19 protein-coding genes are annotated in these 21,081 nt (G+C 44.2%); 9 read left to right on the forward strand and 10 right to left on the reverse strand.

The features are described from left to right. Positions 1–47: 47 nt before the first annotated feature. Entirely contained in the window at positions 48–368 is a 321-nt protein-coding gene (locus FTV14_RS02310) for a metalloregulator ArsR/SmtB family transcription factor (protein WP_104426093.1), read from the reverse strand. Positions 369–659: 291 nt separating this feature from the next. On the opposite strand from FTV14_RS02310, the gene cysK reads away from it, so the two are divergent. From cysK to FTV14_RS02330, 4 genes are all read left to right on the forward strand, one after another. Then, on the forward strand, positions 660–1,658 hold the full coding sequence (gene cysK, locus FTV14_RS02315) for a cysteine synthase A (RefSeq protein ID WP_159122914.1): 999 nt from the start codon (positions 660–662) through the stop codon (positions 1,656–1,658). A gap of 183 nt (positions 1,659–1,841) precedes the next feature. Next, entirely contained in the window at positions 1,842–4,532 is a 2,691-nt protein-coding gene (locus FTV14_RS02320; protein ID WP_180053229.1) for a heavy metal translocating P-type ATPase, read from the forward strand. Continuing rightward, entirely contained in the window at positions 4,532–4,966 is a 435-nt protein-coding gene (cueR, locus tag FTV14_RS02325) for a Cu(I)-responsive transcriptional regulator (RefSeq protein ID WP_180053230.1), read from the forward strand. The genes FTV14_RS02320 and cueR overlap by 1 nt, the downstream gene beginning before the upstream one ends. 54 nt (positions 4,967–5,020) lie before the next feature. Then, the gene (locus FTV14_RS02330; RefSeq protein WP_180053231.1) at positions 5,021–5,218 is read left to right on the forward strand and encodes a heavy-metal-associated domain-containing protein; all 198 of its coding nucleotides are present in this window, start codon (positions 5,021–5,023) and stop codon (positions 5,216–5,218) included. Between the two features lie 53 nt (positions 5,219–5,271). On the opposite strand, the gene FTV14_RS02335 is transcribed toward FTV14_RS02330, so the two are convergent. After that, positions 5,272–5,880 (reverse strand): TetR/AcrR family transcriptional regulator, encoded by a 609-nt coding sequence (locus FTV14_RS02335; protein WP_005235816.1) that lies wholly within the window; start codon positions 5,878–5,880, stop codon positions 5,272–5,274. Positions 5,881–6,443: 563 nt separating this feature from the next. On the opposite strand from FTV14_RS02335, the gene FTV14_RS02340 reads away from it, so the two are divergent. The 3 genes from FTV14_RS02340 to FTV14_RS02350 all read left to right on the forward strand — a co-directional run bounded on the left by FTV14_RS02340 (position 6,444) and on the right by FTV14_RS02350 (position 11,101). Further along, positions 6,444–8,225 (forward strand): acyl-CoA dehydrogenase C-terminal domain-containing protein, encoded by a 1,782-nt coding sequence (locus FTV14_RS02340; protein WP_180053232.1) that lies wholly within the window; start codon positions 6,444–6,446, stop codon positions 8,223–8,225. Between the two features lie 78 nt (positions 8,226–8,303). After that, the gene (locus FTV14_RS02345) at positions 8,304–9,479 is read left to right on the forward strand and encodes a thiolase family protein (RefSeq protein WP_180053311.1); all 1,176 of its coding nucleotides are present in this window, start codon (positions 8,304–8,306) and stop codon (positions 9,477–9,479) included. Between the two features lie 125 nt (positions 9,480–9,604). Continuing rightward, positions 9,605–11,101 carry a succinate CoA transferase gene (locus FTV14_RS02350; RefSeq protein WP_180033696.1) on the forward strand — a complete coding sequence of 499 codons (1,497 nt, stop codon included), beginning with the start codon at positions 9,605–9,607 and terminating at the stop codon, positions 11,099–11,101. A 73-nt stretch (positions 11,102–11,174) separates the two neighbouring features. Here FTV14_RS02350 and FTV14_RS02355 read toward each other — a convergent pair whose 3' ends face one another. Next, positions 11,175–12,263 (reverse strand): putative zinc-binding metallopeptidase, encoded by a 1,089-nt coding sequence (locus FTV14_RS02355; RefSeq protein ID WP_180053233.1) that lies wholly within the window; start codon positions 12,261–12,263, stop codon positions 11,175–11,177. A gap of 458 nt (positions 12,264–12,721) precedes the next feature. Here FTV14_RS02355 and FTV14_RS02360 point away from each other — a divergent pair, with 458 nt between their 5' ends. Further along, complete coding sequence (locus tag FTV14_RS02360; protein ID WP_180053312.1) at positions 12,722–13,180, forward strand: GNAT family N-acetyltransferase; 459 nt, start codon at positions 12,722–12,724, stop codon at positions 13,178–13,180. 233 nt (positions 13,181–13,413) lie between these two features. Beyond that, complete coding sequence (locus FTV14_RS02365) at positions 13,414–14,301, forward strand: DMT family transporter (RefSeq protein WP_180053234.1); 888 nt, start codon at positions 13,414–13,416, stop codon at positions 14,299–14,301. 56 nt (positions 14,302–14,357) lie between these two features. Here FTV14_RS02365 and pcaD read toward each other — a convergent pair whose 3' ends face one another. The 7 genes from pcaD to benC form a co-directional block, all read right to left on the reverse strand. Next, positions 14,358–15,137: a 3-oxoadipate enol-lactonase gene (gene pcaD, locus FTV14_RS02370; protein ID WP_180053235.1), complete on the reverse strand. Its 780-nt coding sequence runs from the start codon at positions 15,135–15,137 to the stop codon at positions 14,358–14,360. Between the two features lie 101 nt (positions 15,138–15,238). Further along, the gene (gene pcaF, locus FTV14_RS02375) at positions 15,239–16,444 is read right to left on the reverse strand and encodes a 3-oxoadipyl-CoA thiolase (protein WP_180053236.1); all 1,206 of its coding nucleotides are present in this window, start codon (positions 16,442–16,444) and stop codon (positions 15,239–15,241) included. Between the two features lie 133 nt (positions 16,445–16,577). Then, entirely contained in the window at positions 16,578–17,234 is a 657-nt protein-coding gene (locus tag FTV14_RS02380) for a 3-oxoacid CoA-transferase subunit B (protein ID WP_180053237.1), read from the reverse strand. A gap of 21 nt (positions 17,235–17,255) precedes the next feature. After that, complete coding sequence (locus FTV14_RS02385) at positions 17,256–17,927, reverse strand: 3-oxoacid CoA-transferase subunit A (protein ID WP_180053238.1); 672 nt, start codon at positions 17,925–17,927, stop codon at positions 17,256–17,258. Positions 17,928–17,964: 37 nt separating this feature from the next. Then, positions 17,965–19,185 carry a benzoate/H(+) symporter BenE gene (benE, locus tag FTV14_RS02390; RefSeq protein WP_064096714.1) on the reverse strand — a complete coding sequence of 407 codons (1,221 nt, stop codon included), beginning with the start codon at positions 19,183–19,185 and terminating at the stop codon, positions 17,965–17,967. Positions 19,186–19,243: 58 nt separating this feature from the next. Further along, the gene (gene benD / locus FTV14_RS02395) at positions 19,244–20,029 is read right to left on the reverse strand and encodes a benzoate diol dehydrogenase BenD (protein ID WP_180053239.1); all 786 of its coding nucleotides are present in this window, start codon (positions 20,027–20,029) and stop codon (positions 19,244–19,246) included. A 21-nt stretch (positions 20,030–20,050) separates the two neighbouring features. Continuing rightward, positions 20,051–21,067 (reverse strand): benzoate 1,2-dioxygenase electron transfer component BenC, encoded by a 1,017-nt coding sequence (benC, locus tag FTV14_RS02400; RefSeq protein WP_180053240.1) that lies wholly within the window; start codon positions 21,065–21,067, stop codon positions 20,051–20,053. Between the last annotated feature and the right edge of the window lie 14 nt (positions 21,068–21,081).

Here is a 21,081-nt window from a genome sequence, read left to right on the forward strand (position 1 = left end):
GCAGATCGCTTTAAAATAAAACAGGACGAATGAGGTAAATTGCAGCTTTAAGCGACTGCTTGATTTACACAGTAGATTTGATAAAGCTTTTTTAACATTTCTACCAGGTTCTGGTCTTTGATCGAATAATAGATCTGTTTACCGTCTCGACGGGTATTTACCGCATCGCTTTTACGCAAAATCATGAGCTGCTGAGACAGGGTTGGCTGTCTGATGTCGGTAATCTCTTCAATTTGAGAGACATTCAGTTCATTTTGGGAGAGATGACATAAAATGAGCAGTCGGTCCGTATTGGCCATTAACTTTAAAATACCGACAACCTGTTGAGCTGAATCCCGCATCGCGGCAATTTCAAGATCGGTTTTCATTTACTATGTCCATTTATACAATTACAGCCCGCGAATTATACGACTCGAACAGCGTGAATTGATGGATAGAAAGCGTGAATTACTATGGTTTTTAATGAATTGTGTTATCAAGAATAGTTATAATTTACTAATTAAAATATAAGATAATTTTATCGTGTTCCGGTTTTTTAAAAAGAAGATGTTTCATTTCAAACTGCTATCGTGATTCCATCTTGTTTCAGGCATCTACAAAGCCGGAAAATGCTTGTATCATGTAAATACATCTTGGCGAATAACATCAAGGATATTCTAATGACTACAGATTCAGCTTTTCCAACACCTGCCAATTTAGGTATCGCGGTTTATAGCAATAATGCAGAGGCAATTGGTAATACCCCTCTGGTTCGTATCAATCGTGCCATTTCAGGCGGAGCGACTGTACTTGCGAAAATTGAAAGCCGTAACCCGGCATTTTCGGTGAAATGCCGTATTGGCGCAGCCTTGATTGCTGATGCAGAAAAGTCAGGTAAATTGAAGCCGGGCATGCACATTGTTGAGCCAACCAGTGGTAATACCGGTATTGCGCTGGCATTTGTAGCAGCGGCTAAAGGCTATGATATTACCTTAACCATGCCATCCAGCATGAGTATTGAACGCCGTAAAGTGGTGAAAGCATTAGGTGCTAATTTAGTACTGACAGATCCAGCCAAAGGCATGAAAGGCGCGGTGGAAGAAGCACAACGTCTGGTGAATGAAAATCCTGAACTGTATTACCTGCCACAACAGTTTGAAAATCCAGCTAACCCAAAAATCCATGAAGAGACGACCGGTCCTGAAATCTGGGAAGCGACTGCAGGTAATGTCGATATTCTGGTAGCGGGTGTAGGTACAGGCGGTACGATTACCGGTATTTCACGCTTTTTTGAAAAAGTGAAAAACAAGCCGATTTATTCAGTTGCTGTAGAGCCTGCTGAATCTGCCATTATTGGTCAGGCAAAACGTGGTGAGACACTCACTCCAGGACCACATAAAATTCAGGGTATTGGCGCGAACTTTATTCCAAAGAACCTGGATCTGGATCTGGTAGATGAAGTGATTGCCATTACCAGTAGCGATGCAGTGGAATGGGCACGTAAAACTGCGACTCAAGAAGGCATCTTGGTGGGTATTTCAAGTGGTGCTGCAATGGCTGCAGCTGCGCAACTGGCTGCACGTCCTGAAAATGCAGGCAAAAATATCGTGGTGATTCTGCCAGATGGTGGTGAGCGCTATTTATCTTCAATTCTTTTTGAAGATATTTCTGCTGAGTAAATATTTAACAAATTAGTTTCACTAAATCTCGAAAAAGCCTGAAGTCATCTTTGGGCTTTTTTATTGGACTTTATGCCTTCATATAATGAAAGATCAAGAATTTAAACCAGAAGCTTGACCTTCCCATTATGGTAATGTTTAAGCTATAGCATAGGCAGTGAATGGGTGAATGGAGAGCGCAGAATGAATACACCAGCAACCACACAGTTGTACGAACAGCAGGTACAGATTTCAGGAATGACCTGTGCCTCTTGTGTCGCACGTGTGGAAAAAGCCTTAAAGAAAATTGAAGGTGTGGTGGAAGCGAACGTCAATCTCTCCACTGAACAGGCTTTTTTAAAAAGTGAACAACCTATTCCTGCATCGCAACTCGTCAATGCTATCAATAAAACCGGTTTTGAAGCCGTGATCCAGCAGTTTGATTTAAATATTGAAGGCATGACCTGTGCCTCTTGTGTAGCTCGTGTTGAAAAAGCCTTGAAAAAAGTCGATCAGGTACTGGATGCGCAGGTTAATCTGGCAACCGAAAAAGCTCACGTCACTGCAATTCATCCTCTCGCTGTTTCTCAATTGATCAAGGCTGTACAAAAAGCTGGCTTTGATATTCAAACCGACCGAATTGAACTGGCTATTGAAGGAATGACCTGTGCCTCCTGTGTGGCACGTGTAGAAAAGGCTTTATTAAAAGTCGATCAGGTAAGTGAAGCACACGTCAATCTCGCCACTGAAGCAGCTTGGGTCAAGGCGCCGCGTAGTCAGCTTCCAGCTTTAATTGCTGCCGTCAAAAAAGCGGGGTATAACGCCCATGAAAAATTAGATGCGCAGACTATTGATGCTCAAACGATTTTTCAGGAAAAGAAAACCGCTGAAACTGAACAGCTAAAACGTGACTTATGGTTAGCACTAATTCTGGCTGTTCCGGTGTTTATTCTGGAAATGGGTTCACATCTGATTCCGGCTTTTCATCACTGGATTGCACATACGCTAGGTACCCAAAACAGCTGGTATATCCAGTTTGTACTGACGACTCTGGTTTTGCTGATACCAGGACGGCGGTTTTATCAGCATGGGATTCCGGCATTGTTGCGACTGGCACCCGATATGAATTCTCTGGTTGCCGTGGGAACAATAGCCGCTTATGGATTTTCCTGTATTTCCACTTTCTTTCCGCAATTATTGCCGCAAAGCACTGTACATGTGTATTTCGAAGCGGCGGCTGTGATTGTTGCCTTGATCTTACTGGGACGTTATCTGGAAGCTCGAGCCAAAGGTAAAACCTCTGAAGCGATTCAATATCTGGTTGGCTTGCAGCCAAAAACTGCTCGAGTACAGCAAAATGGAACCTGGGTTGATCTGAAAATTGCTGATGTACAGCAGGGCATGCTGATCGAGATTCGTCCGGGTGAGAAAGTCGCAGTTGATGGTGAAGTCATTTCTGGTCAAAGTTATATCGATGAAGCGATGATCAGCGGTGAACCTTTAGCCGTGGCTAAACAGGCTGGAGATCGGGTGATTGGCGGAACGGTAAATCAGAATGGCACCTTGCAGATCAAGGCGACAGCAGTCGGACAAGATTCAGTTCTAGCTCAGATTATTCATATGGTGGAACAGGCACAAGGCGCAAAACTTCCCATTCAGGCGGCAGTCGATAAAGTGACCTTATGGTTTGTACCGGCTGTGATGCTGCTCGCGACTTTGACTTTTATTGTCTGGTTCCTGTTGGGTCCTGAACCGAATCTGACTTATGCACTGGTCAATGCTGTTGCAGTACTGATTATTGCCTGTCCTTGTGCAATGGGCCTGGCTACGCCAACATCTATTATGGTCGGCACCGGCCGGGCAGCAGAGCTGGGTATCTTGTTCCGTAAAGGCGAAGCATTGCAACTCTTGCAGCAAACCAGAGTTGTGGCGGTGGATAAAACCGGAACCTTAACTGAAGGGAAACCAGCCCTAACCGATTTTGCAGTGACATCTGGTTTTGAGCAGCAAATAGTATTGCAAATGGTCGCAGCAGTGGAAGCCAAATCCGAACATCCCATTGCTCATGCGATTGTGGAAGCTGCGAAAGCACAACAGTTGCAACTACCTGAAGTCAGTGATTTTGATTCAATCACTGGTGCAGGCGTGAAAGCTCAAGTTTCAGGTCAGCAAATTCATATTGGCGCAGAACGCCTGATGCAGCAATTGGGTTTAAGTGTCGATATTTTTAAAGAGAAAGCACAACAGTTAGGTGAACAGGGACGTACTCCTTTATATGTCGCTATAGATCAAAAATTGGCTGCCATTATTGCTGTGGCTGATCCGATTAAAGCCACAACCTATAGTGCGATTCAGGCCTTACATGATCAAGGCTTAAAGATTGCCATGATTACCGGTGATAACCAGCATACTGCACAGGCCATTGCCAGACAGTTGAAGATTGATCATGTCATTGCTGAAGTTCTGCCTAATGAAAAAGTCGATGCGGTACGCCAACTCCAACAGCAACATGGCATCGTCACTTTTGTCGGTGACGGGATTAATGATGCACCTGCTTTGGCTCAGGCCGATGTTGGAATGGCAATAGGAACTGGTACGGATGTCGCAATCGAAGCAGCAGACGTGGTGCTGATGTCTGGAAATTTACAGCATGTGGCAACCGGTATTGGCCTGAGTCAGGCGACCATGCGCAATATCAAACAGAACCTGTTCTGGGCCTTTGTTTATAATATTGCCTTGATTCCGATTGCTGCAGGTCTACTATATCCATTCTTCGGTATTTTGTTATCACCGATGTTTGCAGCAGGTGCAATGGCCTTATCCTCAGTTTTTGTGGTCAGCAATGCGCTTCGTTTAAAGACTTATCAGCCGATCCAGTTGAAGGAGGCAGTGTAATGAATATTGGACAGGCCGCGAAACGCTCCGGGATCTCGGCCAAAATGATCCGTTATTATGAAGATATCGGTTTATTACCCAATCCTAAACGTAGCGATTCGGGTTATCGTATCTATAGTGACGATGACATCAAGACTTTAAGTTTTATTCAGCATGCGCGTGAACTGGGTTTTTCTTCTGAACAGATGAAAGAATTGCTCGGCCTGTGGCAGAACGATGCCAGACACAGCAGTGATGTCAAACAGTTGGCGCAAAAGCATATCGAGTTACTGCAACAGAAAATTGCGGACATGCAAAACATGATGAAAATTTTGCAGCAATCGGTTGCGCAGTGTGCTGGAGATGAGCAGTCTGATTGCCAAATCCTGAAACAGATTGAGCAGGGTGTGTCACATGGGAAAACTGCCCATACGGCTATCAAAGCAGATCAATAGGCTTGAATTAAAATTCGCTTAACCCAAATTTAAACTGATCAAAGGGAGATCAAGATGAAATTCCGTATTGAAAATATGACTTGTGGTGGTTGTGCGCGTAGTGTGACGGCAACCATTCAGGAGCTGGATGAAAATGCTAAAGTCAATGTTGATGTAGTCAGCAAAATGGTGGAAGTTGAATCGAGTGCAAGCGAATTTGAGATTATCGCGGCATTAACTGAAGATGGCTTTCCGCCTGAAACTATGGCTTGATATTTGCCATTTAAAAAATAATTTTAAAATGCCTAATCATGATTAGGCATTTTTTATGAAACTGCAGATATTTTATCTGGCGTCATCAATGCCTGATTAATATACAGTTTAATCAAGCGTTCACGCGAACCAATCGCTTTTTGATAACTGGTCGAATTTAATAATAGTGAAGCGCCGTAAGTGACCGTCCAGATATAAGATAAATAATCCCGGATTGACATGGCACTGTCTAAAGATACCAGATAATCATGGGTCATATCTTTAATGCGGATAATCCGTTCTTCACGAATACGATAGAGTTCCTGAAATAACTCTTTCAGGTTTTTTTCATTATTGGTTAAACGCTCTTCAATAACATGCAGCAAAATAGTCCGGTTTGAATTGAGCATGTGATAAAGCATATATTGCGAAACATAATTTTTAATATCGTTATTATATTTATCGGAAATTGCCAGAATTCTTTTTTCATTCAGAATGATGAGTTCTAAATATAACTGGTTCTTGCTTTTAAAATGCTTGTAGATGGTTCCTTTGGCGATGTCTAGTTCTTCAGCAAGTTCACTCAAGGTGATGTCCTGATTATTATCAAGCAGTAGACTTTCCGCCATGCTCAGGATCTTCTCTTTACGAAGAAGGAAGTTCTGCTGTCTTACAGTCGTCATCTTCTTGACTCATCATTTTCGAAAAGGAACCTACTAAGAATATGCTATTTTCACATGTATAGCTATAAAACTAAGGTCGTGATATTTATCTAAATTTGTATATTTATTCAACATTTCTTGTAGAAAAAAGTCATATACAGCTGCGCTAAAAATATTGTCAAGAAAATTGAACCCTTGAGATCAACTTTGCTAAATAAAATTCCATTTTCAATATATTTGATTTATGGTTTTAGGGCATAAAGCTGAATCATATTTTCGTTTTAAACCCAGACCAGACAAGGTTTAGCGAAGTGAAGCCAGAGTCATTTTAACAGCTTAAATTTTTCATTCATTAATGGATTTAAGTTTTAAGGATTCAGTAAATACCAAAGGTATAAAGTTTGTGATTTTAAATTTTATATCGCTAATTTATGTCAATGAATTCATCACCAGATTAATTCGACATGATGATTTTTGAATGACATGCATGGATTCGAGCAAAAAGCCTCAAAATATTTTCTCGAATCCATAATGAAAAAATACTCAGTAACAGGATTGAGTATCACCAGTGAAGGAATGTGAAAATGCCTATTTATAATGCGCCGCTAAAAGACATGGAATTTATTTTAAATGATGTGTTTCAGGCCGAACAATTTTGGCAAGACAATGAAAATCTTGCACATTTAGATATGGCAACTGCAAATGCAATTCTGGAAGAGATGGCCAAGTTTTCCAAGAATGTGATTCTTGATCTGAACCGCCCTGCAGATGAAGAAGGTGGTGCTCAGTTTAGTAATGGTGAAGTCAAAACACCTGCAGGCTTTAAAGAAGCGTTCAGACAGTTTGCCGAAGGTGGCTGGGTAGGCTTGGGTGCTCCTGAAGAATGGGGCGGTCAGGGCATGCCAAAAATGCTGACTGTACTTGCAGACGAAATGATCTGGAGTACCAATCCCTCTTTCATGCTTTACCCGCTGTTAACCGTGGGAGCTGGCATGGCGATCAATGACCGTGCTTCGCAGGAACAGAAAGAAACCTATCTGCCAAAATTCTATACGGGTGAATGGTCAGGCACGATGTGTTTAACTGAGCCGCATTCAGGGACAGATCTGGGCATTATCAAAACCAAGGCTGAACCAAATCAAGACGGTTCATACAACATTACCGGGACCAAAATCTTCATTACCAGCGGTGAGCATGATCTGAGTGAAAATATCATTCACCTGGTACTGGCCAAAACCCCAAAAGCGCCAGCAGGTTCACGCGGTATTTCTCTGTTTATTGTCCCTAAATTCCTGGTTAATGCCGATGGTTCACTCGGTGAGCGCAATGCGGTCGCTGCCGGTTCGATCGAACATAAGATGGGTATTAAAGGCTCGGCAACCTGTGTCATGAACTTTGATGGTGCCAAAGGCTATATGGTGGGTAATGAAAATGAAGGTCTGGCGGGCATGTTCGTGATGATGAACTACGAACGTTTGTCGATGGGGATTCAAGGCATTGGCGCGGCAGAATTTGCTTATCAGAATGCCGCACAATATGCGACCGACCGTTTACAGGGCCGTGCATCAACCGGTGCTAAATCACCAGAAAAACCAGCCGATTCAATTCTGGTCCATGGCGATGTACGCCGTATGTTGCTGAATGTGCGTGCCAATAATGAAGCTTCTCGTGCTTTCGCAGTCTATGTCGGCCAGCAGCTGGATATTACCAAATACTCCACCGACCCTGAGGCGGTACGTAAAGCAACTGATCGTGTGGCTTTATTAACGCCTATTGCCAAAGCTTACCTCACCGATAAAGCACTGGATGCTGCACTTGAAGCACAAATGTGCTTCGGTGGTCATGGCTATATCCGTGAATGGGGCATGGAACAATGTATCCGTGACCTGCGCATTTCACAGATCTATGAGGGGACCAATGGGGTGCAGGCAATTGACCTGATTGGCCGTAAAACTACGAAATGTAAAGGTGCATATATTGCAGAGTATATTGCAGAAATCCGTGAATTTGCCCAAAGTCTAGATGATGCCTTAACGATTAAAAAGGCAACCTTAGATACCTGTCAGCAACTGGAAGATATTACCAATTTTATTGTTGAGCAGTCTCAGCAGAATCCTGATTTCGCCAACTCCATTGCTGTTGATTATCTGCATGCGGTAGGTTTGTTGAGCTTCGTCTATATGTATGCGCGTATCAGTAAAGCGGCGGTTACCAAAGAAGAAAGCTATTTCAAAAACAAGCTGGTACTGGCAAATTACTATATTGCTAAAGTACTCCCGGATTTGAGTGCGAGAATTCAACGTATTCAGGCAGGTGCGGAGCTGGTGATGCAATTGCCAGAAGAATATTTCACTGCACAGGCCTAAACCCGCAAATATTGCGAAGGACGAACACTGTAGAGCTATTACTTTGCAGTGTTGATAACAATGATGTTAAAGGATGAGATTAGAATGATTGTAATTGTAGAAGCTGTACGTACCGCAATGGGCGGTTTTCAAGGCTCACTTTCAAGCTGTACGGCACCAGATTTGGGTGCTGTAGCGATCAAGGAAGCGGTAGCGCGTGCAGGTCTGGCAGCCAATGATATTGATGAAGTGATTATGGGCTGCGTTCTTCCTGCCGGTTTAAAACAGGGTCCGGCACGTCAGGCCATGCGTCAGGCGGGTCTACCGGATTCCACCGGGGCGACCACGATTAATAAAATTTGTGGTTCAGGCATGAAGGCGGTGATGCAAGCAGCAGACGCAATCAAGGCCGGTTCAGCAGAGATTGTGGTTGCAGGTGGTATGGAATCGATGTCAAACGCACCCTATTTAATGGACAAGGCACGGGCCGGTTTCCGTATGGGGCATGGCAAAGTGACTGATCACATGTTCCAGGAAGGTCTGGAAGATGCGGAAACAGGTCTGTCGATGGGAATCCTTGCTCAGGAAATGGCAGATAAAAAGGGCTATACCCGTGAGCAGCAGGATGCCTATGCGATTGGCTCATTAAATAAAGCCGTGACAGCGGTGCAGCAAGGTTTCTTTAAAGATGAAATCGTACCGGTCACTGTCAGTAGCCGTAAAGGCGATGTCGTGGTAGAACAGGATGAACAGCCTTTAAATGCCAAGGCTGACAAAATTCCAACCTTACGTCCAGCTTTCAAAAAGGATGGAACAATTACTGCGGCAAATGCCAGCTCCATTTCTGATGGTGCTTCGGCACTGGTTGTGACTTCTAGTGAAATTGCCGCGCAGCGTAACTTAAAGCCGCTGGCTAATATTGTGGCCTATGCCAGCCATTCGCAGCATCCATCAGAATTCACCATTGCACCAGTGGGCGCGATTGAAAAAGTCCTGAAAAAAACGGGTTGGGATGCTCAGGAGGTTGACCTTTGGGAAATCAATGAAGCTTTTGCCATGGTGACCATGTTAGCAATAGATGCTTTTAAACTTGATCCAGCAAAAGTGAACGTCAATGGCGGTGCCTGTGCGCTTGGTCATCCCCTAGGTTCTTCCGGTTCCCGAATTATTGTGAGCTTGATTCATGCCTTAAAGCGTACTGGTGGCAAGAAAGGCATTGCAGCACTATGTATTGGCGGTGGGGAAGCAACAGCGATTGCTGTAGAACTGATTTAAGTCTTTTCATAATTGCATGATCATATGCTTAAAGTAGCAAACTTAAATATTTTTTGAATTAGACCACAATGCTTCTGGTACGCCAGGAGCAGGCGTCTCTTTATTTTTAATTTTTGAGAATTTTTATGAACGGTTTAGAGCGTATTCGTTTGCTCGCATTACAAGATAAAGTAGTACCTGTAGAAAAAGCACTACAATTGATTCAAGATGGTGATGTAATTGGTTTGAGCGGTTTTGGCGGCGCCGGTGAAGCGAAAACTGTGCCTTTGGCATTGGCTGAATATGCCCGGCAGCATCCGATCCATATTACCTTGGCGACAGGTGCAAGTCTGGGGAACCGGATTGATGGGAAACTGAATGAAGCTAACGTTATAACCCGCCGTTATCCTTATCAGGCTGATCCTTCTTTACGTCAGGCCATCAATAATGGTGAAGTGATGTATATCGATCAGCATCTTTCTGAACTGGCAGACAATATCCGTCATAAAAACCTGCCGGCGATTAATGTAGCTATAATTGCCGCAACGGCCATTACTGAAGATGGCCAGATTATTCCGACCGGTTCTTGTGGAAACTCGGCGAATTTCATCGAAATGGCAGATCGGGTCATTGTTGAAATTGATACAACAGTTAATCCGGTGCTAGAAGGCGTACATGATATTTATTTGCCTAAAACCCGTCCAAACCGTGGTCCGATTCCTTTGACGCAAGCCAGTGACAAGATAGGTACAATCGGAATCCATGTTGCACCTGAAAAAATTGCTGCGATTGTCATTAATGAGATTCCGGATACTTCTTTCGCAATGGATGAGCCGGATGAAGAAACACTGGCGATTGCCAGCCACTTAATTCAATTCTTTGAAAATGAAGTCGCCGCAGGACGATTACCTGAAAATCTGGGGCCGCTGCAGTCCGGAGTAGGTTCCGTGGCAAATGCCGTATTTGCAGGTTTTGAACATTCTAATTTCAATAATCTTGAAATGTATTCTGAAGTCCTGCAAGACTGTACTTTCCAGCTTATCGATTCAGGAAAAATGACCTTTGCTTCTGGTTGTTCCATGACCCTGAGCGATGAATGTGCGGCACGGGTGATGAAGAATTTTGATCAGTACAAAGATAAAATTGTCTTACGCCCGCAAGAACTTTCCAACAACCCTGAGCTGATTCGCCGTCTGGGTATAATTGCAATCAATACCGCACTGGAGTTTGATATTTACGGGAATGTGAATTCAACCCATGTCGCTGGCACCAAGATGATGAATGGTATTGGCGGCTCAGGTGATTTTACCCGTCATGCACATATTGCGATTTTTGTGACTAAATCCTATGCCAAAGGTGGTGCGATTTCGTCTGTGGTTCCACTGGTGAGCCATACAGATCATACTGACCATGACGTGGATATTCTGGTAACAGAGCAAGGTTTGGCCGATCTGCGCGGATTGGCACCACGTGAACGTGCCCGCAAGATTATCGATATTTGTGCTCATCCCGATTATCGTAAAAGTCTGAATGATTACTTTGAGCGCGCCTGTGCGCATGGTGGGCAAACACCGCATTTGTTAAATGAAGCTTTGTCCTGGCATGCCCAGTTTGAAGAAACCGGTTCAATGAAAATTGCTTAGTTCTCTTTCTTAAAATAAGCCCAAAATAAAGCCTGTGAATCACGGGCTTTATTTATTGTACTAGATAAATATTTTAGTTCTGAATCAGACGTGGGTTATTAAAGACTTTATCCAAGATATGCCGATGAATGAAACGCAGTTTATCTTTCACAGCTTCAGTCAGCTTAAAGGGGTAAGCATCTTCCAGACCCATACTGCGGTTTAAGGCATTCAAATTAAAAGTCAGGGTGACCCAGTTTTCCAGGATATGTTCAAAATCCTGTCCACCAATCGGGCATTCTTTAAAGTCCATACTGGCTAGATTTCGGCCATTACCTTCCACGCGTAGACCGGCATAAAATGCAGTTTCCAGTGTTTCCATGATATGCAGATAATGTGACCAGGTTTCAGCCCAATCTTCCCACGGGTGTGCAGTGGCATAGGGACTAATATATTTTTCATGCCAGTTGATAGGCGCACCTTGATTATAGTGCCTCTCTAGTGCTTCACTATAATTTTGCCGCTCATCTCCAAAATAATGGCGAAGTTCATCGAGTAATTCCGGATGTAGATGCTGGATGACATTAAAATAAAAATGCCCACTTTCATGACGAAAATGCCCTAATAATGTCCTGTAATTTTCACCCATATTGACCCGGGTTGTTTCCCGATAAACCACATCGGCCTCGAAGGCATTTAAGGTAATCACCCCATTGGCATGGCCGGTAAGTACTGGCTTGTCTTTTTCAGGAAGAAGAAAATCAAAACGCAAACCTAATGGATCATCATCCGAATGTTTTGGACGAGGCATAATGTTCATACGTTGGGTCAGATATAGAAACCGGCGTTTGGCTTCCTCAAGCCGATACCAGTAAATCATGTTTTCGGCATTTTCCAGATTTGGAATTACATGAGTCAGCTGGCAGGATTCGCAAAAATCTTCCTCGTCATCTACGGGGATCATCCAGTTACATACCTGATGATGGGTATAGTTATAACAAGGTTTATAACGGGAATGTTGATACTTTTCGGCAACGGGAACCCACTCCTGAGCATTCAGCTTTTTAAATGTCGTCATTTCTTTTTCGGATGCGATATAGCCGATAGGAGAAAGGCAGTGATCACATACGAATTTGGCGAAAAAGATCTGCTGTTCGCAAACTGGACATTCAAAATACTTCATCGATACTCCCTGCAAAATGAATAGAATTACAATGGATTGCTGACAATCTATAATTTATATTCATCTTGCATTGCGGAATTTTATCCTGTTTAAAAATTCATCATAAAAATTTCTTAAAAAACACTATGTTGATTAATTGTAAATGCATGTGATCGATTATTCATTAAATTATAGTTTAGTGACTGTTTATAGAAGAAAAGCTGACAGAAATAAAAAAACCGATGAACTGACCTATGTATTTTTTTCTTAAATAAAAACGAGAGTATCAATTTAACCAATCTGAATAACGCAAATAATAAAAAATCAGAGAGCAAAAATTATTAAAAATAAAATTGATTGAATAGCGTTTTTCAAAAGACCTAATTGGTATATATTTTACTCAATTTTCAAAAATATATCATGCTGAAAAATAAATTATTTTTCATTTTATAGTTCTGCTTTTGGGGTATTAAAATATGATGAAGATAAGAAAAGCCACTGTTCAGGACACACTAGCAATTGCGAACGTCATTACCCCATTTGTTGATGTCTTGATTTCTAGTGAAGAGGGACGCAAGCGTTTTCAACCTAAAATTCTTCAGACCATTTTTGATCGAGCTGATATTCATTATTTTGTTGGAGAAATTAATCAAAAAATTGTGGGCGTGGTGGCCTATATGGAACCTGCACACTTCATGCACTTTTTTCTGGATCCAGCTTATCAGGGGCAGGGATATGGACGACAAATGTGGAATTTTTTAGAAGAAAAAATTCGTAATCAAGGGCATCAAAAAATTACAGTCAAATCCAGTTTATATGGCTTCAATATTTATAAAAAATTTGGTTTTGTAGAAACAGGTGAACTTACTCATGAACATGGCATTCGCTTTATTCCAATGGAAAAAGTTTATTCTGATGAAACATCTTCAGTCTCTTAAAATAGAAGAGCCGTTTATTATAAGTTAATCAAAGATCAGGAGTTATTTTCTTATTTATTAGCATAGTTGGAATCTGAGAAATCAATTTTATCCCTGTCAAATTGATAAATTTTAATTATTTTTAAATTAGAAAATTAAACTTTTAGCTATTAGCCATTATCTCATTTTTAATTAGTCATAGATTGTACTAAGGCATAGAATTAATTCACTTTTACGGTATTAATGATCAGGGTATGGCAATCAGCTGGATTTTCTTTACTTTAATGGCTGCATTTATGCAGGCCTGGCGAAATGCCTTTCAAAAGCAGCTCAGTACCACTGTCGATATTTGGGGCGTGACACTGGCACGTTTCCTGTTTGGCTTGCCGCTGGCCGGGCTTTACATTGCAGCTTTATACCACTTCAAACCGGTAGAAAGTGTGGTGCATTTTACCCCGAAGTATTGGATCTATATTCTGATTGCCGGTATCAGCCAGATTCTGGCAACTGCCTTGATGGTGCAGCTGTTTAAACAGAAAAATTATGCGATTGGCATTGGACTGGCAAAAAGTGAAGCGATTCTGGCTGCCATTATTGGAGTAATTTTCCTGTCAGATCATCTGTCTGTACTCGCCTGGATTGGGGTGCTGATCGGTGGTTATGCGGTATTCCTGCTGAGTAAGGGCAATCAGCTCACCGGCCTATCCACCAAGACTTTAGCCATCGGAATCGGCAGCGGTTTGAGCTTTGCTATTACTTCACTCTTGGTACGTGAAGCCAGTCTGGAACTACCAATGTTGCCAACCGTACATCGCGCTTCATGGGTACTAATTTCGGTGATTGGTTTCCAGTGCATCAGTATGCTGATTTACCTGAGCCTGTTTAGTCGAAAAACCTTAGTTGCCATGTGGCAACGTTTAGGTCTAACCTTTAAAGTCAGCTTCTGCAGCTTTATAGCATCCCTCGGCTGGTTTACCGCCATGAGTATGATGAGCGTGCCAATCGTGAAAACCTTGGGACAAATCGAAATCCTGTTCAGTCTGCTGATTTCAGCTTATTTCTTTAAAGAAAAACTGGCGCGTGCCGAGCATTGGGGCTTGGTACTGGTGGTGATTGCAGCGATGCTGGTGATCTGGGCTTAACAAATACTCGAATAAAAGAAAGCCACGAATTATCGTGGCTTTTTTATAAGAATGAATTAAGCAGCAAGAAAAGTTTGTACGGCCTGATTAAAGGCTTCCGGTTGTTCAATATTGGAAATATGCGAAGCATTGATTTCAAACAACTGGCTTTGAGCAATTTCAGCCTGCATGGCTTGTCCATCTGCAACCGTCGTCACTGGATCTTGCTGACCGGCCACAATCAGTACCGGCACTGAAATCGTTTTGATCTGTTCACGTAAATCCGCCTTAGCCAAAGCTTCGCAGCAACTTGCATAACCTTCCGGGCTGCCAGCTCCAAGGTCGTTTGAAAGTTCTGCAACGACTGCCGGGTTGCTCTGGATAAAGGGATCGGTAAACCAGCGTGATGCCGCAGTTGCAGCAATCGGAGCAAGACCTTGCTCACGGACAAGCGCAGCACGGTCTTGCCATGCCTGTTCCTGGCCAATTTTGGCTGCAGTATTGCAGACAATCACCTGGCTAAAACGTTCTGGCTTATGAATCGCTAACCATTGACCGGTTAAGCCACCCATAGAAATACCACAGAATGCTGCTTTTGCAATGTTCAAATGATCCAGAAGATTCACTATATCCTGACCTAGCTGTTCAAGGCTATACGGACCTTGCGGTGCAGAAGAAGCCCCATGACCACGCGTGTCATAACACACGACAAAATAGTCTTGCTGGAAAAATTCAATTTGTGGCTGCCACATGCTGAATTTGGTACCCAATGAGTTAGAAAAAACCAGGGCAGGTTTGCTGGCATCACCAAAAGTCTGGTAATTGATCTGGGCATCGTTGGATGTAAATGTTGGCATTTTTTTAAGTCCTTAATCTTATAAATCCCCCTAAATCCCCCTGAGCAAGGCTTAAGCATTGCTTTAAGCTGAAGTGCAAGAAGGGGGACTTTTAATGAGGATTAAACACGTTCAATAATCAACGCGATGCCTTGACCGACACCGATACACATTGAACATAGCGCATATTGACCACCGGTGTGTTCCAGCTGGTTGAGTGCAGTCGTCACTAAACGCGCACCTGAAGCACCGAGTGGATGACCCAAAGCAATCGCACCACCATTTGGATTGACTTTCTCTGAACCGTCTTCGATACCCAAGTCACGGGTACATGCCAGTGCCTGAGCAGCAAAAGCTTCATTCAGCTCAATCACATCCATCTGCTCTAAAGTCAGACCGGTTTGTACCAGTAATTTCTTGATGGCAGGTGCTGGACCAAAACCCATGATTCGTGGTTCAACACCTACAACGGTTGAGCCAATAATTTTGGCACGTGGTTTTAAGCCATGCTGAGCAACAGCTTCATCAGATGCAATCAGCAGGGCAGCCGCACCATCGTTAATACCAGAAGCATTACCCGCCGTTACAGTCCCCTCTGCTTTCACCACAGGTTTCAGTTTCGCCAGAGCTTCTGCTGTGGTAGAGGCACGCGGATGTTCATCAGTATCGACAACGATCGGATCGCCTTTACGCTGCGGAATCATCACAGGAATGATTTCCTTGGCAAAGAAACCTTTGGCTTGTGCTGCTGCTGTACGTTGCTGGCTGGTCAGGGCAAACTTGTCTTGATCTTCACGATTAATATTGAACTGTTCTGCCACGTTTTCAGCAGTTTCCGGCATGGTTTCCACGCCATACAGTTCTTTCAGTTTCGGGTTGATAAAACGCCAGCCCATGGTGGTGTCTTCAATTTTCTGGCTACGGCCATAAGCGGTTTCTGCTTTACCCATGACAAAAGGGGCGCGTGACATGGATTCCACACCACCAGCCACAATCAGATTCGCTTCACCGGCTTTAATGGCACGTGCCGCAATCGCTATTGCATCCAGGGAGGATCCGCAAAGACGGTTAATGGTAGTGGCTGGCACTTGATAAGGTACACTTGCAAGCAGTGCTGACATACGACCCACGTTGCGGTTGTCTTCACCGGCCTGGTTGGCACAGCCGTAGATAATGTCATCAACTTTTTCCCAGTTGATACTTGGGTTGCGTTCCATCAAGGCTTTAATCGGGATCGCGCCAAGATCATCAGCACGAACAGGTGCCAGCCCACCAGCATAGCGACCGAATGGGGTACGAATGGCATCGATGATATATGCGTTTTTCATTGTGTATTTGCTCACATATTTAAAAGAAGAAAACTCCTCCCTTTTTAAAGGGAGGTTGGGAGGGATTTAATGAAGTAGTTTTAATCCTCAAATCCTCCCTAAATCCCTCCTTTAATAAAGGAGGGACTTCCCCTTAATTTGATTGAGTCGCATCAATCAGTTTGGCACCAGTTAATGCCTGCAATTCTTCAAATGACAGACCTTCAACTTTCTCAATCACTTTCATCCCTTCAGGTGTCACATCAATTACACACAGGTCAGTATAGATGCGGTCCACACATTTCAGGCCAGTCGCAGGATAAGTCAGTTCAGCCACAATCTTAGGTTCGCCTTTTTTAGTGACGTGATTAGTAGTGATAAAGACTTTCTTGGCGCCGACGGCCAGATCCATCGCGCCACCGACTGCAGGAATTGCATCGGGTGCACCGGTATGCCAGTTGGCCAGATCACCATTTTCAGCGACTTGGAAAGCACCCAAAACTGCGATATCTAAGTGTCCGCCGCGCATCATCGCAAAAGAATCCCCATGATGGAAGAAAGAACCACCTTCGAGCAAGGTCACGAATTCTTTACCGGCATTAATCAGCTCAGGATCGCGGTCTTCTTCAGCAGGAGGAGGACCGAAAGCCAGCAGGCCATTTTCAGAGTGCAGGAATACGTCTTTGTCGCTTGGCAGGTAGCTTGAAATCTTGGTCGGCAGGCCAATACCGAGGTTCACATAAGCACCATCAGGAATGTCTTGTGCCACACGTTCAGCGATCTGGTCACGGGTCAGTTTGTTATAGCTCATGAATCTTCTCCTTATCCGTGATTACTGTGCAGGTTTAACTTGAACAACGTGTTGAACAAAAATTCCTGGGGTAATGATGTGCTCTGGATCCAGTGCACCCAGTTCAACCACCTCAGAAACCTGTGCAATGGTTACACCAGCTGCCATCGCCATAATCGGGCCAAAGTTACGGGCAGATTTACGGTAGACCAGATTGCCCCAACGGTCGCCCTGATGGGCCTTAATTAAAGCAAAGTCAGCTTTAATCGGATTTTCCAGGACAAAATCTTTGCCTTCATAGTTCAAGGTTGGTTTGCCTTCAGCCAGCAAGGTACCAAAACCGGTTGGGGTATAGATTGGACCTAAGCCCATACCTGCTGCCTGAATACGGCAAGCCAGATTACCTTGCGGCACCAGTTCCAGTTCGATCTTGCCTGCACGATAGAGTTCGTCAAATACCCAGGAATCAGACTGACGCGGGAAAGAGCAGATAATTTTACGCACAGCGCCCGCTTTAAGCAGTTTCGCCAGACCATAGTCGCCATTACCAGCATTATTATTGACAATAATAAGATCCTTGATTCCCAATTCGATCAGACCATCAATCAGTTCAGCAGGCTGACCCGCTGTCCCAAATCCGCCGATCATAATGGTAGAACCATCCTTGATCTGGGAGAGTGCTTCTTTCAATGATAATGAACTTTTATCTATCATAATCTGGTCCTTACATACCCTAAACTAATGGATGTCTTTAAATTCGTTTTGAATCTGATGTTGCAACCGGAACAGCATTACGGTCTTTCTGTGACAGCAGAAAATGTGCTACCAGGCCAATACAAATCCCCCAAAAGACTGAACTCAGCCCCAAGAAATGCATGCCGGAAGCAGTTGCTAAAAAGGTGATCAGTGCGGCATCACGTTGCGACTCTTTGCCCATCGCCATAGAGATGTTAGTGGCAATTGCTCCGAGTAAGGCCAGTCCTGCCAAAGCTGCAATTAATTCCTTCGGCATCAGGCTAAACAGCATGACAATGCTGCCGGCAAACAGGCCGCCTAAAATATAAAAAAGCCCGTTCGCCACACCCGCGATATAACGCTTTTCTTTCAGCTCGTGCGCGTCTTTGCCTAAACACAATGCGGCCGTAATAGAGGCCAATACAATAGTAATCCCCCCCACACAGGCTACTGCGAGCGAGGCAATACTGGTTGCACTGATAATTGGCTTGGCAGGCATGTCATATCCACTGATCTTGATAATGGCCATTCCTGGTAAAAACTGGCCCGACAGACTGACCAGAATAAGCGGGAGGGCCAGATTCAGGGTGGAACTCCAAGTCCATTCCGGTGCAATAAATTGCGGAATTGCCAGACTGAAATCTGCCGTGACCGGATTAATCTTGCCCAGCAGCATGCTTAAAATCACACCGGCAACCAGCACCCAGACCATGGCATAACGTGGACTGAAACGCTTGGCCAGCAAAAACACCGCCAGCATGCCAAAGACGATATAGGGCATGGTATCGGTCGCGGTGAACAGTCCTAAACCAAACTGCAGTAAAATTCCGGCCATCATTCCGGCAGCGACTTCCTGGGGAATCCAGGACAGCAATTTGTCGAAATAACCGGTAATCCCAATGAGAAAAATCACCACAGCAGAGGTGATATAGGCCGCAACCGCTTCATTGAGCGAAATATCGGGAAACAGCGTGACCAATAGTGCCGTTCCGGGCGCAGACCAGGCGGTGACAACAGGTATTTTGTATTTAATCGATAAAAAGATACCTGCGAGCGCCGCACCAATAGAAATTCCCCAAATCCATGAAATCATCATGTCTGGGGAAACCTGGGCTTGCTGCGCTGCCTGGAAAAAAATGATCAGTGGTCCTGAATAGGAAATCAGCACTGCTAGAAATCCTGCAACAGTCGCTGAAATTGACCAGTCATTTTTTAATGTCTGAAACAGGGTGTTCATTGGTAATGTGCCTCCTTGCGTCGAACCATGAGCCTGTCAAAAATCGTGATGATCAGGACTAGCCTTGATCTCCACCACCGACCGGTACTACGGTACCTGTCATATAAGATGATTCATCGGAAGCCAGGAATAGAATGGCATTTACTTGCTCCTGAATTGTGCCGTAGCGACCCATAAACGTACGGTCAATGGTCTGATCTACCACTTGCTGCATCCATTCTTGTTCAGATTCAGTCAGTGGATTGGCATTGCGCGGTACTTTACGGGGAGGTGCTTCGGTGCCACCCGTTGCAACTGCATTAACGCGAATACCATCTTTGGCATGTTCAAAGGCAAGGGAAGCCGTCAGGCCATTTACGCCACCTTTCGATGCCGAATATGGCACACGGTTAATGCCGCGTGTGGCAATAGAAGATACGTTTACAATGGTACCCTTCTGATTTTTAATCATTTCTGGTAAAACTGCACGGCAGCACCACAGCGTTGGAAACAGCGAACGGTTCACTTCCTTGATGATTTCTTCTTCAGAGAATTCTTCAAAAGGTTTCATCCAGATGGCACCACCCACGTTATTGATCAGTACATCGACACGACCATAGGTATCTAAGGCTTTTTCAACGACAGATTGAGCACCGGCATAAGTTTCCAGATCGGCTTTTACAGTAATGGCATCGCCACCTGTGGCTTCAATCTCTGCCAATACTTCTTCTACATAGGGAGAAAGATCGGCCATGATAACTTGAGCGCCTTCGCTCGCCACCTGAATCGCGACACCGCGACCGATGCCTTGCGCAGCACCAGTCACGATCACGACTTTATTTTCAAATCTTGGGTTACAGTTCATGAGGTTCTCCGGCTTCTAAACTTAGTTGGCAGAGAATTTTTCAAACAGGAAGCTGGCAGGTTTAACACCTTCCGCATCCAGCCAGCCGCGAACCGCTTCAACCATTGGCACTGGACCACACAGATAGATGTCGACATCGCCACCATTTAACCATTCATTTTCAATATGACCAGTCACATAACCTTTACGTTCATGTGCAGATTCCGGGTTTGCCACTACAGTACGGTATTCGAACCACGGGAATTTATCTTGTAGTTCATTCAGTTTTTCAATGGCCACCAGATCAAAATCATTGGTCACACCAAATACCAGACGCACTGGATGCTCTGAACCTTTTTCTTCCAGCACTTGCAACATCGACATGAATGGTGCAATACCTGTACCACCCGCCAGCATCAAGACAGGGCGGGTCACAGGGCGCAGGTAGAAGCTACCAAACGGACCGGTAAAGGTCATTTTGTCACCGGCTTTTGCGTCAGCGCTGAGGAAGCTCGACATTTTGCCGTTCGGCACATTGCGCACCACGAAGCCGGTTAAACGGTTGCCCGGCTTGGAACTGAATGAGTAAGAACGGGTTTCAGTGGTGCCAGGAATGCCGACATTGACATATTGTCCGGCCAGAAAATGGATATCTGGTTGACCATCATCGAGTTGAATATCAAAAGTAATGGTGGAATCAGACAGGTTTTCTACACGGGCCAACGTACCTTGAAATGCATGAATCTCGGTTTTACAGACATCAGAGGAGGCCTGAATTTGGAACACGGCATCCGAAGTCGGTTTACATTGGCAAGCCAGGATAAAACCTTCTGCGGCTTCTTCTGGAGTCAGTGCATCTTCAATGTACATTTCTTCAGGCATGTCATACGCACCTGATTCACAAAAAGCGCGGCACGTTCCACATGCACCGTCACGGCAATCTAGAGGGATATTGATCTTTTGACGGTAAGCTGCATCGGACAAGGTTTCGCCTTGGGCAACACTAATAAAACGTGTAACGCCATCTTCAAATTGGAGTGCAACATTGTGGTTTGACATGGCTGAATATCCTA

Origin of the sequence: Acinetobacter sp. YH12236, assembly GCF_013417645.1 — a bacterium.
Lineage (GTDB): Bacteria > Pseudomonadota > Gammaproteobacteria > Pseudomonadales > Moraxellaceae > Acinetobacter.